Source organism: Azoarcus sp. L1K30 (assembly GCF_018122735.1).
In the GTDB taxonomy this organism is placed as follows: Bacteria; Pseudomonadota; Gammaproteobacteria; order Burkholderiales; family Rhodocyclaceae; genus Parazoarcus.
Genome location: NZ_JAGRRD010000001.1, coordinates 2,741,583 through 2,755,925 on the forward strand (window position 1 = coordinate 2,741,583; position 14,343 = coordinate 2,755,925).

Here is a 14,343-nt window from a genome sequence, read left to right on the forward strand (position 1 = left end):
CTGATTGGCACTCAAGCTGACACAACGACGCACCCTCCCCCTTTAAGGGGGGAGAGACCTGCTAACAGCGGCATCGGCACAAAGTCACCCTTGCGCCACCCAGCTCGCCAGACGCTTCGACAGAAAGGCGTCCAGCCCTTCCTTTGCCTCGGGCGTGGCACGCAGACTGGAGATGCGACGAGCGGTGTCTTCCACCACCTCGTCACAGACAGGCCGGTTGGCCACCGCGCGGATCAGGTCCTTTGCCGCTGCCTGCGCCTTGGGGCCGCCCTGCAGCAGCGCGGCGACGATCTCGCCCACCCTGGCGTCGAGCTCATCGCTGGCAACCACTTCGTGCGCCAGGCCGAGCTCGCCGGCACGCTCGGCACTGATGCGCTCGGCAGTCTGAAAGTAGCGGTAGGACTGACGCTCACCGATGGCACGGATCACATAGGGGCTGATCGCCGACGGGATGATCCCGAACTTGACCTCGGAGGTGGCGAACACCGCCTTCTCTGCGGCCACGCAGATGTCGCAGGCCGACGCCAGGCCCATGCCGCCGCCCAGCGCCGCGCCATGCACGCGGGCGATGGTCGGCTTGTTCATCTCCGCCAGCGTACGCAGCATGGCGGCCAGACGACGCCCGTCGGCGAGATTCTCTTCCACGCTGGCGTTGGCCGCAGCCTTCATCCAGTTGAGGTCGGCGCCGGCGGAAAAGCTCTTGCCGCGCCCACCCAGCACCACCACCCGCACGCTGTCGTCGGCGTCGAGCTCACGGCAGGCGGCGGTGATGTCGGCAATCAGTTGCGCGTTGAAGGCGTTGTGCACGTCGGGGCGGTTCATCCACACCGTCGCGACGCCATTGTTCAATTCGATTTCAAGTGCTTCGTACATCGTGTCTCCTCGCCTCCGGGGCGATGCAAGCAATATCCGCGGCCGGATTACATCCGGAACACGCCGAACTTGGTCGGCGCAATCGGTGCATTGAGCGCGGCGGACAGCGACAAGCCGAGCGTGCGCCGGGTCTGGGCCGGATCGATCACGCCGTCGTCCCACATGCGTGCGGTGGCGAAGTAGGGATGGCCCTGGGCTTCGTACTGGTCCCGGATCGGCGACTTGAAGGCCTCTTCTTCTTCCTTGCTCCACGCCCCGCCCTTGGCCTCGATACCATCACGACGCACGGTGGCGAGCACGCTGGCCGCCTGTTCGCCGCCCATCACCGAGATGCGGCTGTTGGGCCACATCCACAGGAAACGGGGGGAGTAGGCACGGCCGCACATGCCGTAGTTGCCGGCGCCGAAGGAGCCGCCGATCAGCGTGGTGATCTTGGGCACCTGCACGGTGGCGACCGCAGTCACCATCTTCGCGCCGTCCTTGGCGATGCCGGCGTTCTCGTACTTGCGCCCGACCATGAAGCCGGTGATGTTCTGCAGGAACAGCAGCGGGATGCCCCGCTGGCCGCACAACTCGATGAAGTGCGCCCCTTTCTGCGCCGATTCGCCGAACAGGATGCCGTTGTTGGCGACGATGCCCACCGGGTAGCCGTAGAGCTGGGCGAAGCCGCACACCAGCGTGGTGCCGTAACGCGCCTTGAACTCGTCGAAACGCGAACCATCGACCACGCGGGCAATGATTTCGCGCACGTCGAAAGGCTTGCGCGTGTCGCTCGGGATGATGCCGTAGATTTCTTCCGGGTCGTAGGCCGGCTCTTCGCCCGCGCCCAGCGCCATGCCCATCGGCTTGACCCGGTTCAGGTTGGAGACGATGCGTCGCGCCAGATACAGGGCATGGGCGTCGTTCTCGGCGAGATGGTCGGCCACGCCGGAGAGCCGGGTGTGCACATCGCCGCCGCCAAGGTCTTCCGCCGTCACCACTTCACCGGTCGCCGCCTTCACCAGCGGCGGGCCGCCGAGGAAGATGGTGCCCTGATTCTTGACAATGACGGTCTCGTCCGACATCGCCGGCACATAGGCGCCACCGGCGGTACATGAGCCCATCACCACCGCGATTTGCGGAATGCCCTTGGCCGACATGTTGGCCTGGTTGTAGAAGATGCGGCCGAAGTGGTCGCGATCCGGAAACACTTCGTCCTGCTTGGGCAGGAAAGCGCCGCCGGAATCGACCAGATACACGCAGGGCAGATTGTTCTGTTCGGCGATCTCCTGCGCCCGCAGGTGCTTCTTGACCGTCATCGGGTAGTAGGTGCCGCCCTTCACCGTGGCGTCGTTGGCCACGATCATGCATTCAACGCCCTGCACCCGGCCGATGCCGGTGATGACGCCAGCGGAGGGTGCATCGTTGTCATACATGCCGAAGGCCGCCATCTGGCCGACTTCGAGGAAGGGCGTGCCGGGATCGAGCAGATGCCCGACCCGGTCGCGCGGCAGCAGTTTGCCGCGCGCGGTGTGCTTGGCACGCGCCGACTCGCCGCCGCCGAGTGCGACCTCGGCAGCCTTGTCGCGCAGGTCATCGACCAGGCCACGCAGCACCTTTGCGTTGGCCTGAAACTCGTCGCTGCGGGTATTGATCGCTGATTTGATAATGCTCATGTCTCCTCGTCCTTTTCTTCTCGTGCCCGGCTGCGATGATTTTCACCCTCGCCTTCAAGGGGAGGGTCGGGGTGGGGATGGGTCTGACCCTGACCGTACTGACCCATCCCCCACCTGTCCTCCCTCTTGAAGGGGGAGGGACCTGCTAATAGGCTCCCCCGCTCACCTCGTTTCGGCAAACAACTCCCGCCCGATCAGCATGCGGCGGATCTCGCTGGTGCCGGCACCGATCTCGTACAGCTTGGCGTCGCGCCACAGGCGGCCGACGGCATATTCGTTGGTATAGCCCACCCCGCCCAGGGTCTGGATCGCCTCGCCCGCCATCCAGGTCGCCTTCTCGGCGGTGTAGAGGATCACGCCGGCAGCATCCTTGCGCAGGGTGCGAGCGTGATCGGTGCGGTCGCAGGCCTGACCCACGGCATAGGCATAGGCACGGCACGCGCTCCAGGTGGAGTAGAGATCGGCAACCTTGCCCTGCATGAGCTGGAACTCGCCGATCGGCGTATCGAACTGCTTGCGCTCGTGCAGATAGGGCACGACTGCATCCATGCATGCCGCCATGATGCCGAGCGGGCCGCCAGACAGCACGGCGCGCTCGTAGTCGAGACCGGACATCAGCACATTGACGCCGCGGCCGATGTTGGCCTCGCCACCAAGCACGTTCTCCACCGGCACCTCGACATCGTCGAAGAACAGCGGGAAGGTGTTCGAACCGCGCATGCCGAGCTTGTCGAGATGAGTGCCATGGGTGAAACCCTTCATGCCCTTCTCGATGATGAAGGCAGTGATGCCTTTCGGACCGGCATTGATGTCCGTCTTGGCATATACCACCAGGGTATCGGCATCGCCGCCGTTGGTGATCCACATCTTGCTGCCGTTGAGCACGAAATGGTCGCCCTTGCGGTCGGCACGCAGCTTCATGCTTACCACGTCGGAGCCGGCATTGGGTTCGGACATTGCCAGCGCGCCGATATGGTCGCCCGAGATCAGCTTGGGCAGGTATTTCTGCTTCTGTGCCTCGGTGCCGTTGCGGCGGATCTGATTGATGCACAGATTGGAATGCGCGCCGTACGACAGGCCCACGGATGCCGATGCGCGGGAGATCTCCTCCATCGCAATGATGTGGGCGAGGTAGCCCATGTCGGTGCCGCCGTATTCCTCGCTGACGGTCATGCCATGCACACCGAGATCACCCAGCTTCTTCCACAGATCGGCGGGGAACTCGTTGTCGCGATCGATCTCGGCCGCACGCGGCGCGATCTCGGCCGCGCAGAAATCGCGCAAGGTGTCTCGCAGCGCTTCGATGGTTTCGCCGAGATTGAAGTCGAGGCTCGGGATCTGCATGGTGTGGTCTCCTTCTCCGTGTATTTGTCCTGGTTCGGTCACAGCGCGGCAGTCGACGATCGACGCGTCTGCCCGGTCATGGAATAAGGGTAGACCGAAGTGCAGCGCGACAACTGCCATCGAGGTTGCAATTACTGCCAGCATGATTAGGATTGTGGGGCATGAAGATCCTCACACCTTCCGCAGCGGAATTGACCCGGGGCCGCGCCGCCACACCGATCGCCTTTATCCGCGCGATCGTGCGCGGGTATCGCGCACGAGGCATGAATCCGGCCAATGCACTGCAGCACGCGCAAATTCCGTCGGCGGCCCTGGACGACCCTGCGGCCCGCGTCACGGCCGCACAGATGGAGGTCATGTCCGGCCACGCCATGCAGGAACTCGACGACGAAGCCCTGGGCTGGTTCTCGCGCCGCCTGCCGTGGGGCAGCTACGGCATGCTGTGCCGCGCTTCGCTGACCTCGCCCACGCTGGAGGTGGCGCTCAAGCGCTGGTGCCGTCATCACCGCCTGCTCACCGACGAACTCACGCTGGCGTTCTGCCACCAACGCAACACCGCCACCATCCGCATCACCGAGGCGCGCGATTTCGGCGACATGCGCGAGTTCTGCCTGGTCACCATCATGCGCTACCTGCTGGGTTACATCAGCTGGCTGATCGACTCGCGGATCGCTCTCACAGAAACCTGCCTGCCCTTCCCCGCGCCGCCCCATGCGGACGCCTATCCCTACCTTTTTCCCGGCCCGCTAAGTTTCGGCGCCGAGGCGGCAAGCCTCAGTTTCGACGCCCGTTACCTGTCGCTGCCACTGCGCCGTGACGAACAGGCTCTGCAGATCATGCTGCAACGTGCGCTGCCGCTCACCGTCCTGCAGTACCGCCGCGACCGTCTGCTGGTACACAGCGTCACCCAGATCCTCGACTCCAACCCGGGCGCCCCCCACACCGCAGAGGACATCGCCGCCCAACTGAACCTGTCGGTCCGTACCTTGCACCGCCAACTCAAGGACGAAGGCGTGTCGCTACAGCGTCTCAAGAACGATAGCCGCCGTAGTCGCGCCATCAAGCTCCTGCTGCAGACACGCAAACCCGTCAAGCAAGTGGCATCAGCCGTCGGGTTCGATAGCGAAAAGAGTTTTGCACGGGCGTTTCGGGAATGGACGGGGGTCGCACCGAGCCGGTATCGAAGTGGCGCGGGAAACCCGTAAGGCGCGACCAGCGGACGACGCCCTTGAGAGCCCGATCGATCCGGAGAGGGACACCAGGCTGCCGCAGCGACAGCAGGATCGCATTCGAAACACCGACGGCTCCGAAGCCCGTCACTCAAGCCTGACCTGCGTGGATCTCCGGATAGAACCGAATCATGTTCTTGCCGTCCATTTTGGCCCTGTACATGGCCCGGTCAGCCCGTTTCAGCAATTCATCCAAGGTGGAATCATTTCCCACAAACGGCGTTACGCCGATGCTCACCGTGCAGTGATGCTCGACCGATGTCTCGCCCGCTTCACCCTGTCCCACCACAATGCGGTAAGGACGGGACAAGACCTCACAGATTTTTCGCGCAATGGCCTCGGCACGCGACATCGACGCTCGCCCGTCCGTGTCGAGTTCGCAGATCATGACGACGAACTCATCACCGCCGAAGCGGGCAACGGTATCCATTTCACGTACGCAGTGTCTCAACCGGTCGGCCGCCTCAATCAGGAGCAGATCACCTGCCTGATGGCCATGCGAATCGTTGATCGTCTTGAAATTATCCAGATCGAGGAACATCAGCGCACAGTGCGCCTTGCTACGGTTGCTTGAAGCCATTGCCTGCCGTATGCGGTCGAGCAGCAGCCTGCGGTTGGGCAGATTGGTCAGCAGATCGTGATAGGCCAGCTGTCTGATCTCCTCATCCGCCCGTTTGCGATCGGTAATGTCCTGCACCAGGCCAGCGATACGCACCACCCGGCCGCTGTCGTCACGCTCGGGGAAGCCCTTCACGAAACAGGGTCGCCGCTCGCCGTCAGGCTGCAGGGTCATCAGTTCCAGCTCGTAAGGTGTGCCGTCCGCCACTGCCCTATTGACCGCAGCGAACAGCCTTTGCGTCGACTCGGACGTATACAACTCGGCCTGTCCCTCGAGGTTTGGCACCCCCAACGCGGGGTCACGACCGAAGATCACGAACATCTCGGGCGACCAGGTCACGGTATTGGCATCCACATCCCACTCGAAGCTGGCCAGGCGCGCCATGCTTTCGGTGCGTTCCATCATGAGCTGCCGGTGCTGCAAGGCTTTGCCGATCCGCCTGGCCTCGGTGACGTCTCTTGCAATGTTTGAAGCACCGGTCACTTTGCCTGCGCGGTCCCTGATCGGAGAGATCGAGATCGACACATTGATCGACTGTCCGTCCTTGCGGCAGCGGATTGTCTCGAAGTGCCTCACCCGCTCTCCGCGGGAGATGCGCGCAATCGCGTCGGCCTCCTCCCCGGATCGACTCGGAGGAATCAGCATCGACAAGGGTTTCCCGATCACCTCACTCGAAGCGTATCCGAAGATCTTTTCCGCCCCGCCATTCCAGCTTTCGATGATGCCATCCAATGATGTGCCGATAATGGCATCCTCCGAGGCCGCTATGATTGCCGCGCTCGCCCCCAGACTGGCATTGGCTTGCTGCAAACGCAGCCTGGCAAGCCCCGTCTCCCCCATCACTTTGACCAGACGGGTGAAGAAGCTCATCATCGACTGAACCTGTTCGGCTGAAAATACGGGCGCCCGGTCCATGGCACTGATATAGCTGCTTTCATCGAAGCCGAATGTATTGGCCTGGCGAATGAAAAAGTTCCGGTCCGGCGGCGCCAGGAAAAACTGCCCGGTAAAGAAGTTCGCGACGTGTTCGCCGCCGATCTCTATCGGTACCGCGACATCGACCAGCCCGTTCCGGCACTCGTAGACGTTGTAGGCATCTCCCGCTTTCAGCCGACCGGCAAGAACCGTGTCACTCTCCAGGCAGCGCGCACAGCTTGACGGATTGACGCGGTGAAATCGGGTGCAGATATCCTGCCATCCAGTCGCGATCAACACCTTCCCCTCGAGATCGAGAACGGCGGTGACAGCCCCCGTGATTGCGGTGAAGCTCTCGCACAGTCCGCGGAGCTCATCGATATCCAGAACTTCCGAGAGGTTCAATCGGATCTCCTTTGGCGAAGGTCTCGCCCGCCACCCGCAATGGGGCCATGTTCAGCCCCCGTCTTCCGCACGAAGATACTCTGAGTATCAGTCTCCTGTCGCGGTTCTACGCGGTATGCGGGCTTCACACCGTGACGGACTCCGCGGTCGGCGCCATGGCAAAGGTTACGCCAAGCCCAAGCAAGGCTGCCTTGCCGCGCACGGTCAGATCGGTCACGAAGCGGAACTGCTGGCGCGCATCTACAGGATAGGCCTTGAGGCGGTACCACGTTCCCCACGGCTTCTCATGCACGATCACGGTGACGGGCTGACCAAAATGCAGGAAGGCACTGGAGAGTGCCACATCCGACAGGATCTGCTTGACCTCAGCCGCGTCGTGCTCCGGGTGCAGGTAGAAGTCGGCAACGCACTGCAACCGCGGCGAGCCGTCGTTGGAATTGTGGATGGGTGTGTTCCACAACCGCGAGTGGGGAATCGACACCACGTCGTCGGTCGGGGTCACGACTTGCACCGTGCGCATGCCGACGTAGCGCACCTCGCCATAGATACCATCAATCTTGATCCAGTCGCCATTCCGGTATGGCATCTCCCCCACCGCCACGACCCCGGCGATCAGGCTGCTGACAAGGTCTTTCAGTGCAAAGCCGATCGCGAGGCCGACGGTGCCGAGCAAGGCCACCATGTTCTGCACCGAAGGATTGATCACCAGGGGCACGATGGTCGCGAACGCGACGACGATGATCAGCAATCGCAACACCGGCACGAGCGCCAGCACGAACAGTCGCCGCCTGCCGTGCAGGCGGTTTCCGATCCACGGCAACGCACGCTGGGTGGCGGCGATCAGCAGCGTGGCAATCACGACGACAGCACCGACCTCAAGCGCCATCGTCCAGTCCGGCTGTCTGAAAATCTGTGACATCGAGTTGTCTTCAAGCATGGCGGGCACTCAACAAGTTGCTTGCATCAAGTGGGCAATCAAAAATCGTCAGCCAGAAAACCACGACCACGCAGCCAGCGTCGCACCAGTTCGTAACCCAGCGCCGAGACACGCCAGCGGCCTTCGTGGCGCTCGAGCAAGGTCAGTTTCTGCAAGCGCAGCACGATGGCCATGCAGAGGTGACGGGGCAAGGGCAGCACTTCGGCCAGCATCTCATCACCCAGGCCGTTGTGAATCAGCAACGCATGCAGGACCAGCGCCACATCCTCATCGGCCTCTACCGGAAGGGCGGGCTCAGGCTGGGTGGCCGAGACCCAGATCACTTCAGCATCCGATTCGTCCACTTCACTCGTGCCGGCTTTGTCCTTGTCGAACTCCACCGCCGAGTCGGACACCGCCCGCAGTCGCTGCCGCCAATAATCGCGTGCCGTGCCCACATTGCCCCGGCAGTGCGCAGCAAGCTGCGCCACCTCTTCACTGGCAGTGTCGCCATCATGGGGAACGGTCAGCGCCGTATTCCCGCTTCGGGCATTGCGAAACAGAAGCTGGCGCTGCCCATCGACATCCGCCAGTTGCGCAAGCAGCCTCGCGAGCCGGGGGCCATCGAAAGCCTGAAGAGTCAGCGCTCCCGGCAACGGAAGCGCGGAAACCCGCTGCAGGAAGGCCCATGCCCAGCTATCGCAACCAATCAGCCCCGCCCCCCTTCGTCCGCTGACGATTTCCTCGAGCAGATTGCGCACCAGCGCCAGGCCGTTGGCGCTGCGCAGGAAAAACCGTTCGAGGCATGGTATCGCCCAGGCCTGGCCGACTGCGGGCCAAGTCGCACGCCAACATCCCTTGCTCGACAGCACCTCCTCGTATGACGGCGGTTCGATGATCTGCGCACCGTGGCGGACAGCCCAGTCGGCGACGATTTCGGGATGCCCGCAGTGGGGCTGACCGATCAGGAACTGCACGCCAGTCGCGCCATCGCCACTCGGCTCTCGCAGCGCCGCATCGAGCGCAGCAGACGCCTTGCGCCAGTCAATCGGCCTCACCAGGTGTTCGAGGTGCATCCCGGGCAGCGCGCGCAGCGCGTCCTCCTGCCTCACCGGCACCAATTCTTCCTTGTGCTCACTGCGGAACAACTGCCTGAACGTTGCCCACGCCGCGACCGCAGCACTTCTGGCTGCCAGTTCGGGCTGCGCATACGCGGACAGCGGCACGAACTGCCACAGTTCGAGTTGGGCCTTTTCCGCTTCGGTGGGGGCGTCTTCACTCATTCCTCCATTCTGGCGCAGAAGCCTGCTGATGTCGCTTCGGAAAGCATCGGGCACTGGCCCATCGCCGCCACCGCCCGGGGCAAGGGCTTGATCCGAGAGAGGACTGATGCAACCCTGGCTCGATGCGAAACGCATGCAGGGCGATTGCACCCAAGCCGAGCCGGACACGACCGGCGCAGGTAGCCGCCCTCCGCCAATGCATGCATAATGATTCGCTTATTTACGCAAGAATCAGGATCTACCCGATGAAACGACGCTATCTACGCCCCATTGTTCCCGCGCTGCTGACCCTCTCAGCGGTCTCGGCGATCGCCGACGACACCGCTTTGCTCAACGAGGCGCGCGCTGTTGCAACCAGCATTCCACCCAAGCTGATTGCGGTGTTGAAGGATGAAATCGCACACGGCGGACCGGAAGGTGCGATTGCCGTGTGTCGCGACAAGGCGCCTCAGATGGCGAAGGCGGCGTCGGCGCAAAGCGGCTGGAGCATTCGCCGCGTGAGCCTCAAGAACCGAAATCCCAAAGCCGTTCCCGATGCCTGGGAGCGGGCGGTGCTCGAGGACTTCGAGCGCCGCGCGGCGACCGGCGAAGCACCGGAGACACTGGAGGCCGGTGAAGTCGTGGTTGACGCTGGCAAGAAGTCATACCGTTACATGAAGGCGCTGCCCACCCAGACGCTGTGCCTGGCCTGTCACGGCAGCGATGTCGAGATCAGCCCGGCGGTCAGGACGAAGCTGCAGGCGCTCTATCCGGATGACAAGGCCACGGGCTACGCCTTGGGCGAAATCCGCGGCGCGATGACGATCCGCCGCCCGCTGTAACCCCGGCGCCGCGACGCCGCACACGCCAGCCAGCGTGCATCAGCGGATCAGTTCGGACGCCAGGCTGCGGACCATGCGCTCGGCCTGTCCGAGATAGGCACGGCCGAAGAGATTCAGATGATTCAGCACATGGTAGAGGTTGTAGAGCGTCTTTCTCAGCTCGTAGCCCTCTGCCGGCGGCCAGGCCGTGCGGTATGCGGCATAGAACGCGCTCGGAAAGCCGCCGAACAGCTCGCACATCGCCAGGTCGGTTTCGCGGTCGCCACGATAGACGGCGGGATCGAAGATCACCGGCCGACCTTCCGCATCCATGGCCGCGTTGCCATGCCACAGATCGCCATGAAGCAGACTCGGGCGCGGACAATAATCCAGGAACATTGCCGGCACACGCTCGAGCAGCGGATCGAGGCTGCGCACGATGGTCGCGCCGTGCCCTGCCGAGCGGGCCAACGCCAACTGCGGCATCAGGCGTTGCCGGACAAAGAACTGGGCCCAGCCGGGATGTGGCGTGTTGGTTTGCGCGCTGGCACCGACGAAGTTGTCGCTCACCCAGCCGAAATTCTCGCCCGTATCGCGGTGCAGTTGCACCAGCGCCTCGGCAAAGCGTCGGCCATCCTCCGCGCTCGACAACGGGCGCATCTCGATGTACTCGAGCAACAGGTATGCGGCGTCCGCGGTCGCACCGCAGGTCAGCACGCGCGGCACGCGAAAGGCGCCGTTGGCGGCCAGCGCAACCAGGCCATCCGCTTCCGCCTCGAACATCGGCAGCGCACCCGCATCGTTGAGCTTGAGACAGCACGTGTGAGCGCCCGCACGCAGCTCGAGCACACGATTGATGCAACCGCCACCGATCTCCCGCGTCCCGGCGCGCGAAAAATCGAGCCCGCAAGCTTCCTTGAGGGCCCGCACCAGTTCGGCATCCAGGCATCGCGCGTTCGTCACCACACGAGCGCCTGTACGCGGTCGAATTCGATAGCAGCGAGCGAGCTGAGAGGGGCAGTGAGAGATGCGTGCATAGGGTTCACCGGACCTGGATGCGCGCCATTCTAGCGGGCCTCGCCCCGTCGTGGCGGTGCCGGCAAGCGCAAACCGTCCCGCTCCCTGCCGGCAGGCCCGAGATGCACGGCATTTGCGCAGGGATACATGCGGACACATCAGACACGGATCGGGCGCAAAGGACGGCTGCGTCTTGCTTTGCGGCCGATACCCCACCCCCGCCCACCAGCGAAGCGCCGCCAGAGCCTGACTGCATCGCCGCTTTGTAGTAGCCTTGCGCCTTTTTCGCCACGATGGCGTCGGTTTCGGTATGGCGCAAGGACTGCCGCGTACAAGCTTCAATCGCTCCAGCCTGGTCCGAACGCTTGCCGACCTGGCAGTGGCGGAGGTCGCCGAATCCCGGCAGTCCTTTGCCGAGCGGCTCGGGCAGTGGCTGGAATTCAAGGATGCGCTGCCGCTGTACTCGGTGCTCAATGCGGGCGCCGACACTGCGATCGGGCACGGCGTGGCCTCGCCGCAAACCGCCGCGATACGGGAGGATTTGGCCCGCGTACGCAGCACCCTGGCCGATTCGATCGTCGCCGATGGCGTGAGCGGCCCAGGTAAGGTTCGAATCCAGCTGCCCACCCCCTCGCCGGGCGCATCCGCGGATAGTGCAGCCGAGTTCGCGCCCTACCATCGCTACTATCTCGCGCACCAGCGTGACATGACGGCAAGCATCGGCCCGCTGCGGGTCAATGCGCGGGCAGCGCTTTCCGCATGCTCGGTATCGCTCAAGCAGCTCGCAGCGCTGGATGCGGTACTGGAGCAGGCCCTGCAGACTCGCGAGCGCAGCCTGCTGGCGAGCGTTCCCGCGCTGCTGGCAAAACGCTTCGAGAAACGGTACGCGGACCACCTGGCAGCACGCGTTGACGCGGATACGGCCGACGATCCCTGTCAGTGGATGCAGCCTGGCGGATGGCTCGCGGTGTTCTGCAAAGAGATGCAGAACGTATTGTTGGCGGAACTGGACCTTCGATTGCAGCCGATCGTAGGCATGATCGATGCAGTCGGTAACGAGGTGGCAAGAGAGCAATGAACAGAATCATCTACGTCGCGGCCTTCGTCGTGGGCATGGCCGTCGTGTGCTGGGTCGGTGCAGGATATGTCGGCACCAGTGCACTGGCGCTGACGGTGACCGCACTCATCGGCGTGGTCTACGCGGCCGGTGCACTGGAACTGCTGCGATTCGATCGCGCCACCTCCGCACTGGCAGACGCACTGCACACCATTCCCGAGAACCTGTCGCATCCGGGCGAGTGGATTGCCGGGCTGCCACCTTCGCTGCAAAACCCGGTGCGCCTGCGCATCGATGGCGAGCGGGTGGCCATGCCAGGCCCGGCGGTCACCCCATACCTGGTCGGCCTGCTGGTGATGCTGGGCATGCTGGGCACCTTCCTCGGCATGGTCGTCACCCTCAACGGTGCGGTGATCGCCCTCGAAAGCACCACCGACCTCCACACCATCCGCAGCGCACTCAGCGCCCCGGTCAAGGGTCTGGGCGTGGCGTTCGGCACGTCGATCGCCGGCGTGGCCGCCTCGGCCATGCTGGGCCTTATGTCCGCGCTGTGCCGGCGCGCGCGGCAGCACACGACACAGGTCCTCGAAGCGAAGATCGCCACCGTGTTGCGCGGCTTCTCGCTCACCCACCAACGCCAGGAAACCTTCAAGGCGGTGCAGCGTCAGGCCGACGTGCTGCCGGAACTGGTCAACACGCTGCAGGCGATGATGGCGCAGATGGAACGCCAAAGCAGCGAGTCGAACGCACGCCTGCTCGCCGAACAGGACCGCTTCCACCGCGAAGCCAGGGAGACGTACTCCGCACTGGCAGCCTCGGTCGACAGCTCGCTCAAGACCAGCCTGACCGAGAGCGCCCGCCTTGCCGGCGACACCATCGCGCCGGTGGTCACCGCCACGATGAGCGCCATTGCACGTGAAACCGGGGCGCTGCAGGCGCACCTGAGCGACACCGTGAAGGTGCAGCTCGATGGTCTTTCGGAACGCTTCGACACCACCGTGACGAAGGTCGCGGACACCTGGACGACTGCGCTGGCGCAACACAAGGACAGCAACGCACGCATGAGCGCGCAGCTGCAGGACGCGCTCGCGGCCTGGACCGGCACCTTCGAACAACGCAGCACCGCCCTGCTCGACTCGGTGGCGCGAGCACACGCCGGCCTGCGCGCAGATCTTGCCGCCACCACGACCGCCATGACGCAGGAGGCCGGCGCGCTCAACGCCAGACTGGCAGATGCGGTCGAAGCCCAGCTCGACGGCGTATCCGCCCGCTTCGCCACCACGGCGAACACCGTGACCGAGCACTGGCATGCTGCGCTGTCGCGCCACGAGGAGGTCAGTGGACGGCTCAACGCGCAAACCGAGGCCGCGCTGGCATCCCTTGTCGACACCTTCGCCGAGCGCTCGGCCATCCTGCTCGAAAGGCTTGGCGAAGCGGCCGCGCGCCTGCAGACAGAACTCGCCGCCCGGGACGAGGCGCGACTGGCAGCACAATCGCAGGCGATGGAAACCATGACCGCCACGCTGCAGCAGGCGTGGCAACACGCAGGTGCGGTCACCCTCACCCAGCAGGCACAGATCTGCGAGCATCTGGGCGACACCGCCCGCGACATCAGTGCCGAAGCGAAGGCCCAGGCGAAGGCCACGATCGAAGAGGTCTCCCGCCTGATGAACGCGGCAGCGGAGGCCCCGCGCATCGCGGCCGACGTCATCGGCGAACTGCGCCAGGAACTGTCCGCCAGCATGGCGCGCGACAACGCGCTGCTGGCTGAGCGCAGCCGCATCATGGAAACCCTGGGCGGCCTGCTCGATACCATCAACCACGCATCGACCGAACAGCGCAGCGCGATCGATGCCCTGGTGGCGTCCTCGGCGGCGATGCTGGACGGTGTCGGCAGTCGCCTGACGGCGCACATCGAAGCGGAGTCGGACAGGATCGGCGCGGCCGCCGACCAGGTCACCGGCGGCGCCATCGAAGTGGCAAGCCTGAGCGAAGCCTTCGGCGTCGCGGTGCAACTGTTCAGCGAATCCAACGACAAGCTGATGATCACGCTGCAGCGCATCGAGGGCGCGCTCAACAAGTCGGTGGTACGCAGCGACGAGCAGCTCGCGTATTACGTCGCCCAGGCGCGCGAAATCATCGATCTGAGCATCATGTCGCAGAAGCAGATCGTCGATGATCTGCAACAGCTCTCCGGCCGCCAGCCGGCCCTGACGGACGAGGCCTGAGG

Annotated in this window: 11 protein-coding genes; 4 read left to right on the forward strand and 7 right to left on the reverse strand. The window is 64.1% G+C overall.

From position 1 onward, the window contains the following. Positions 1 to 84: 84 nt before the first annotated feature. The 3 genes from J5J83_RS12670 to J5J83_RS12680 form a co-directional block, all read right to left on the reverse strand. On the reverse strand, positions 85 to 873 hold the full coding sequence (locus J5J83_RS12670) for an enoyl-CoA hydratase/isomerase family protein (RefSeq protein ID WP_212349637.1): 789 nt from the start codon (positions 871 to 873) through the stop codon (positions 85 to 87). Positions 874 to 920: 47 nt separating this feature from the next. Beyond that, positions 921 to 2,528: a carboxyl transferase domain-containing protein gene (locus tag J5J83_RS12675; protein WP_212349639.1), complete on the reverse strand. Its 1,608-nt coding sequence runs from the start codon at positions 2,526 to 2,528 to the stop codon at positions 921 to 923. Positions 2,529 to 2,690: 162 nt separating this feature from the next. Then, positions 2,691 to 3,872, reverse strand: a complete 1,182-nt coding sequence (locus tag J5J83_RS12680) for an isovaleryl-CoA dehydrogenase (protein WP_212349641.1) — start codon at positions 3,870 to 3,872, stop codon at positions 2,691 to 2,693. A gap of 161 nt (positions 3,873 to 4,033) precedes the next feature. Between J5J83_RS12680 and J5J83_RS12685 the strand changes: the two genes are divergently transcribed. Further along, positions 4,034 to 5,077, forward strand: a complete 1,044-nt coding sequence (locus J5J83_RS12685) for an AraC family transcriptional regulator (protein WP_212349643.1) — start codon at positions 4,034 to 4,036, stop codon at positions 5,075 to 5,077. Between the two features lie 115 nt (positions 5,078 to 5,192). Here the strand turns inward: J5J83_RS12685 and J5J83_RS12690 are convergent, their stop codons facing one another. From J5J83_RS12690 to J5J83_RS12700, 3 genes are all read right to left on the reverse strand, one after another. Beyond that, positions 5,193 to 7,040, reverse strand: a complete 1,848-nt coding sequence (locus J5J83_RS12690; RefSeq protein ID WP_212349645.1) for a PocR ligand-binding domain-containing protein — start codon at positions 7,038 to 7,040, stop codon at positions 5,193 to 5,195. A gap of 124 nt (positions 7,041 to 7,164) precedes the next feature. Then, the gene (locus tag J5J83_RS12695) at positions 7,165 to 7,977 is read right to left on the reverse strand and encodes a mechanosensitive ion channel domain-containing protein (protein ID WP_212349647.1); all 813 of its coding nucleotides are present in this window, start codon (positions 7,975 to 7,977) and stop codon (positions 7,165 to 7,167) included. Between the two features lie 38 nt (positions 7,978 to 8,015). Further along, positions 8,016 to 9,239 (reverse strand): hypothetical protein, encoded by a 1,224-nt coding sequence (locus J5J83_RS12700; RefSeq protein ID WP_212349649.1) that lies wholly within the window; start codon positions 9,237 to 9,239, stop codon positions 8,016 to 8,018. A gap of 245 nt (positions 9,240 to 9,484) precedes the next feature. Between J5J83_RS12700 and J5J83_RS12705 the strand changes: the two genes are divergently transcribed. Next, positions 9,485 to 10,060, forward strand: coding sequence for a DUF3365 domain-containing protein (locus tag J5J83_RS12705; protein WP_212349651.1), 576 nt, complete (start codon positions 9,485 to 9,487; stop codon positions 10,058 to 10,060). Between the two features lie 39 nt (positions 10,061 to 10,099). Here the strand turns inward: J5J83_RS12705 and J5J83_RS12710 are convergent, their stop codons facing one another. Beyond that, the gene (locus J5J83_RS12710; RefSeq protein ID WP_349251889.1) at positions 10,100 to 11,002 is read right to left on the reverse strand and encodes a fructosamine kinase family protein; all 903 of its coding nucleotides are present in this window, start codon (positions 11,000 to 11,002) and stop codon (positions 10,100 to 10,102) included. 364 nt (positions 11,003 to 11,366) lie between these two features. Here J5J83_RS12710 and J5J83_RS12715 point away from each other — a divergent pair, with 364 nt between their 5' ends. Together J5J83_RS12715 and J5J83_RS12720 are read left to right on the forward strand one after the other, a co-directional pair. Further along, positions 11,367 to 12,134: a DUF3348 domain-containing protein gene (locus tag J5J83_RS12715; RefSeq protein ID WP_212349655.1), complete on the forward strand. Its 768-nt coding sequence runs from the start codon at positions 11,367 to 11,369 to the stop codon at positions 12,132 to 12,134. Beyond that, on the forward strand, positions 12,131 to 14,341 hold the full coding sequence (locus J5J83_RS12720) for a DUF802 domain-containing protein (protein WP_212349657.1): 2,211 nt from the start codon (positions 12,131 to 12,133) through the stop codon (positions 14,339 to 14,341). The genes J5J83_RS12715 and J5J83_RS12720 overlap by 4 nt, the downstream gene beginning before the upstream one ends. Positions 14,342 to 14,343: the final 2 nt, after the last annotated feature.

Bases quoted from the DNA above. Each gene is read 5' to 3' on its own strand.
- J5J83_RS12670 (WP_212349637.1), bottom strand. From the start codon at position 873: ATGTACGAAGCACTTGAAATCGAATTGAACAATGGCGTCGCGACGGTG.
- J5J83_RS12675 (WP_212349639.1), bottom strand. From the start codon at position 2,528: ATGAGCATTATCAAATCAGCGATCAATACCCGCAGCGACGAGTTTCAG.
- J5J83_RS12680 (WP_212349641.1), bottom strand. From the start codon at position 3,872: ATGCAGATCCCGAGCCTCGACTTCAATCTCGGCGAAACCATCGAAGCG.
- J5J83_RS12685 (WP_212349643.1), top strand. From the start codon at position 4,034: ATGAAGATCCTCACACCTTCCGCAGCGGAATTGACCCGGGGCCGCGCC.
- J5J83_RS12695 (WP_212349647.1), bottom strand. From the start codon at position 7,977: ATGCTTGAAGACAACTCGATGTCACAGATTTTCAGACAGCCGGACTGG.
- J5J83_RS12700 (WP_212349649.1), bottom strand. From the start codon at position 9,239: ATGAGTGAAGACGCCCCCACCGAAGCGGAAAAGGCCCAACTCGAACTG.
- J5J83_RS12705 (WP_212349651.1), top strand. From the start codon at position 9,485: ATGAAACGACGCTATCTACGCCCCATTGTTCCCGCGCTGCTGACCCTC.
- J5J83_RS12715 (WP_212349655.1), top strand. From the start codon at position 11,367: ATGGCGCAAGGACTGCCGCGTACAAGCTTCAATCGCTCCAGCCTGGTC.
- J5J83_RS12720 (WP_212349657.1), top strand. From the start codon at position 12,131: ATGAACAGAATCATCTACGTCGCGGCCTTCGTCGTGGGCATGGCCGTC.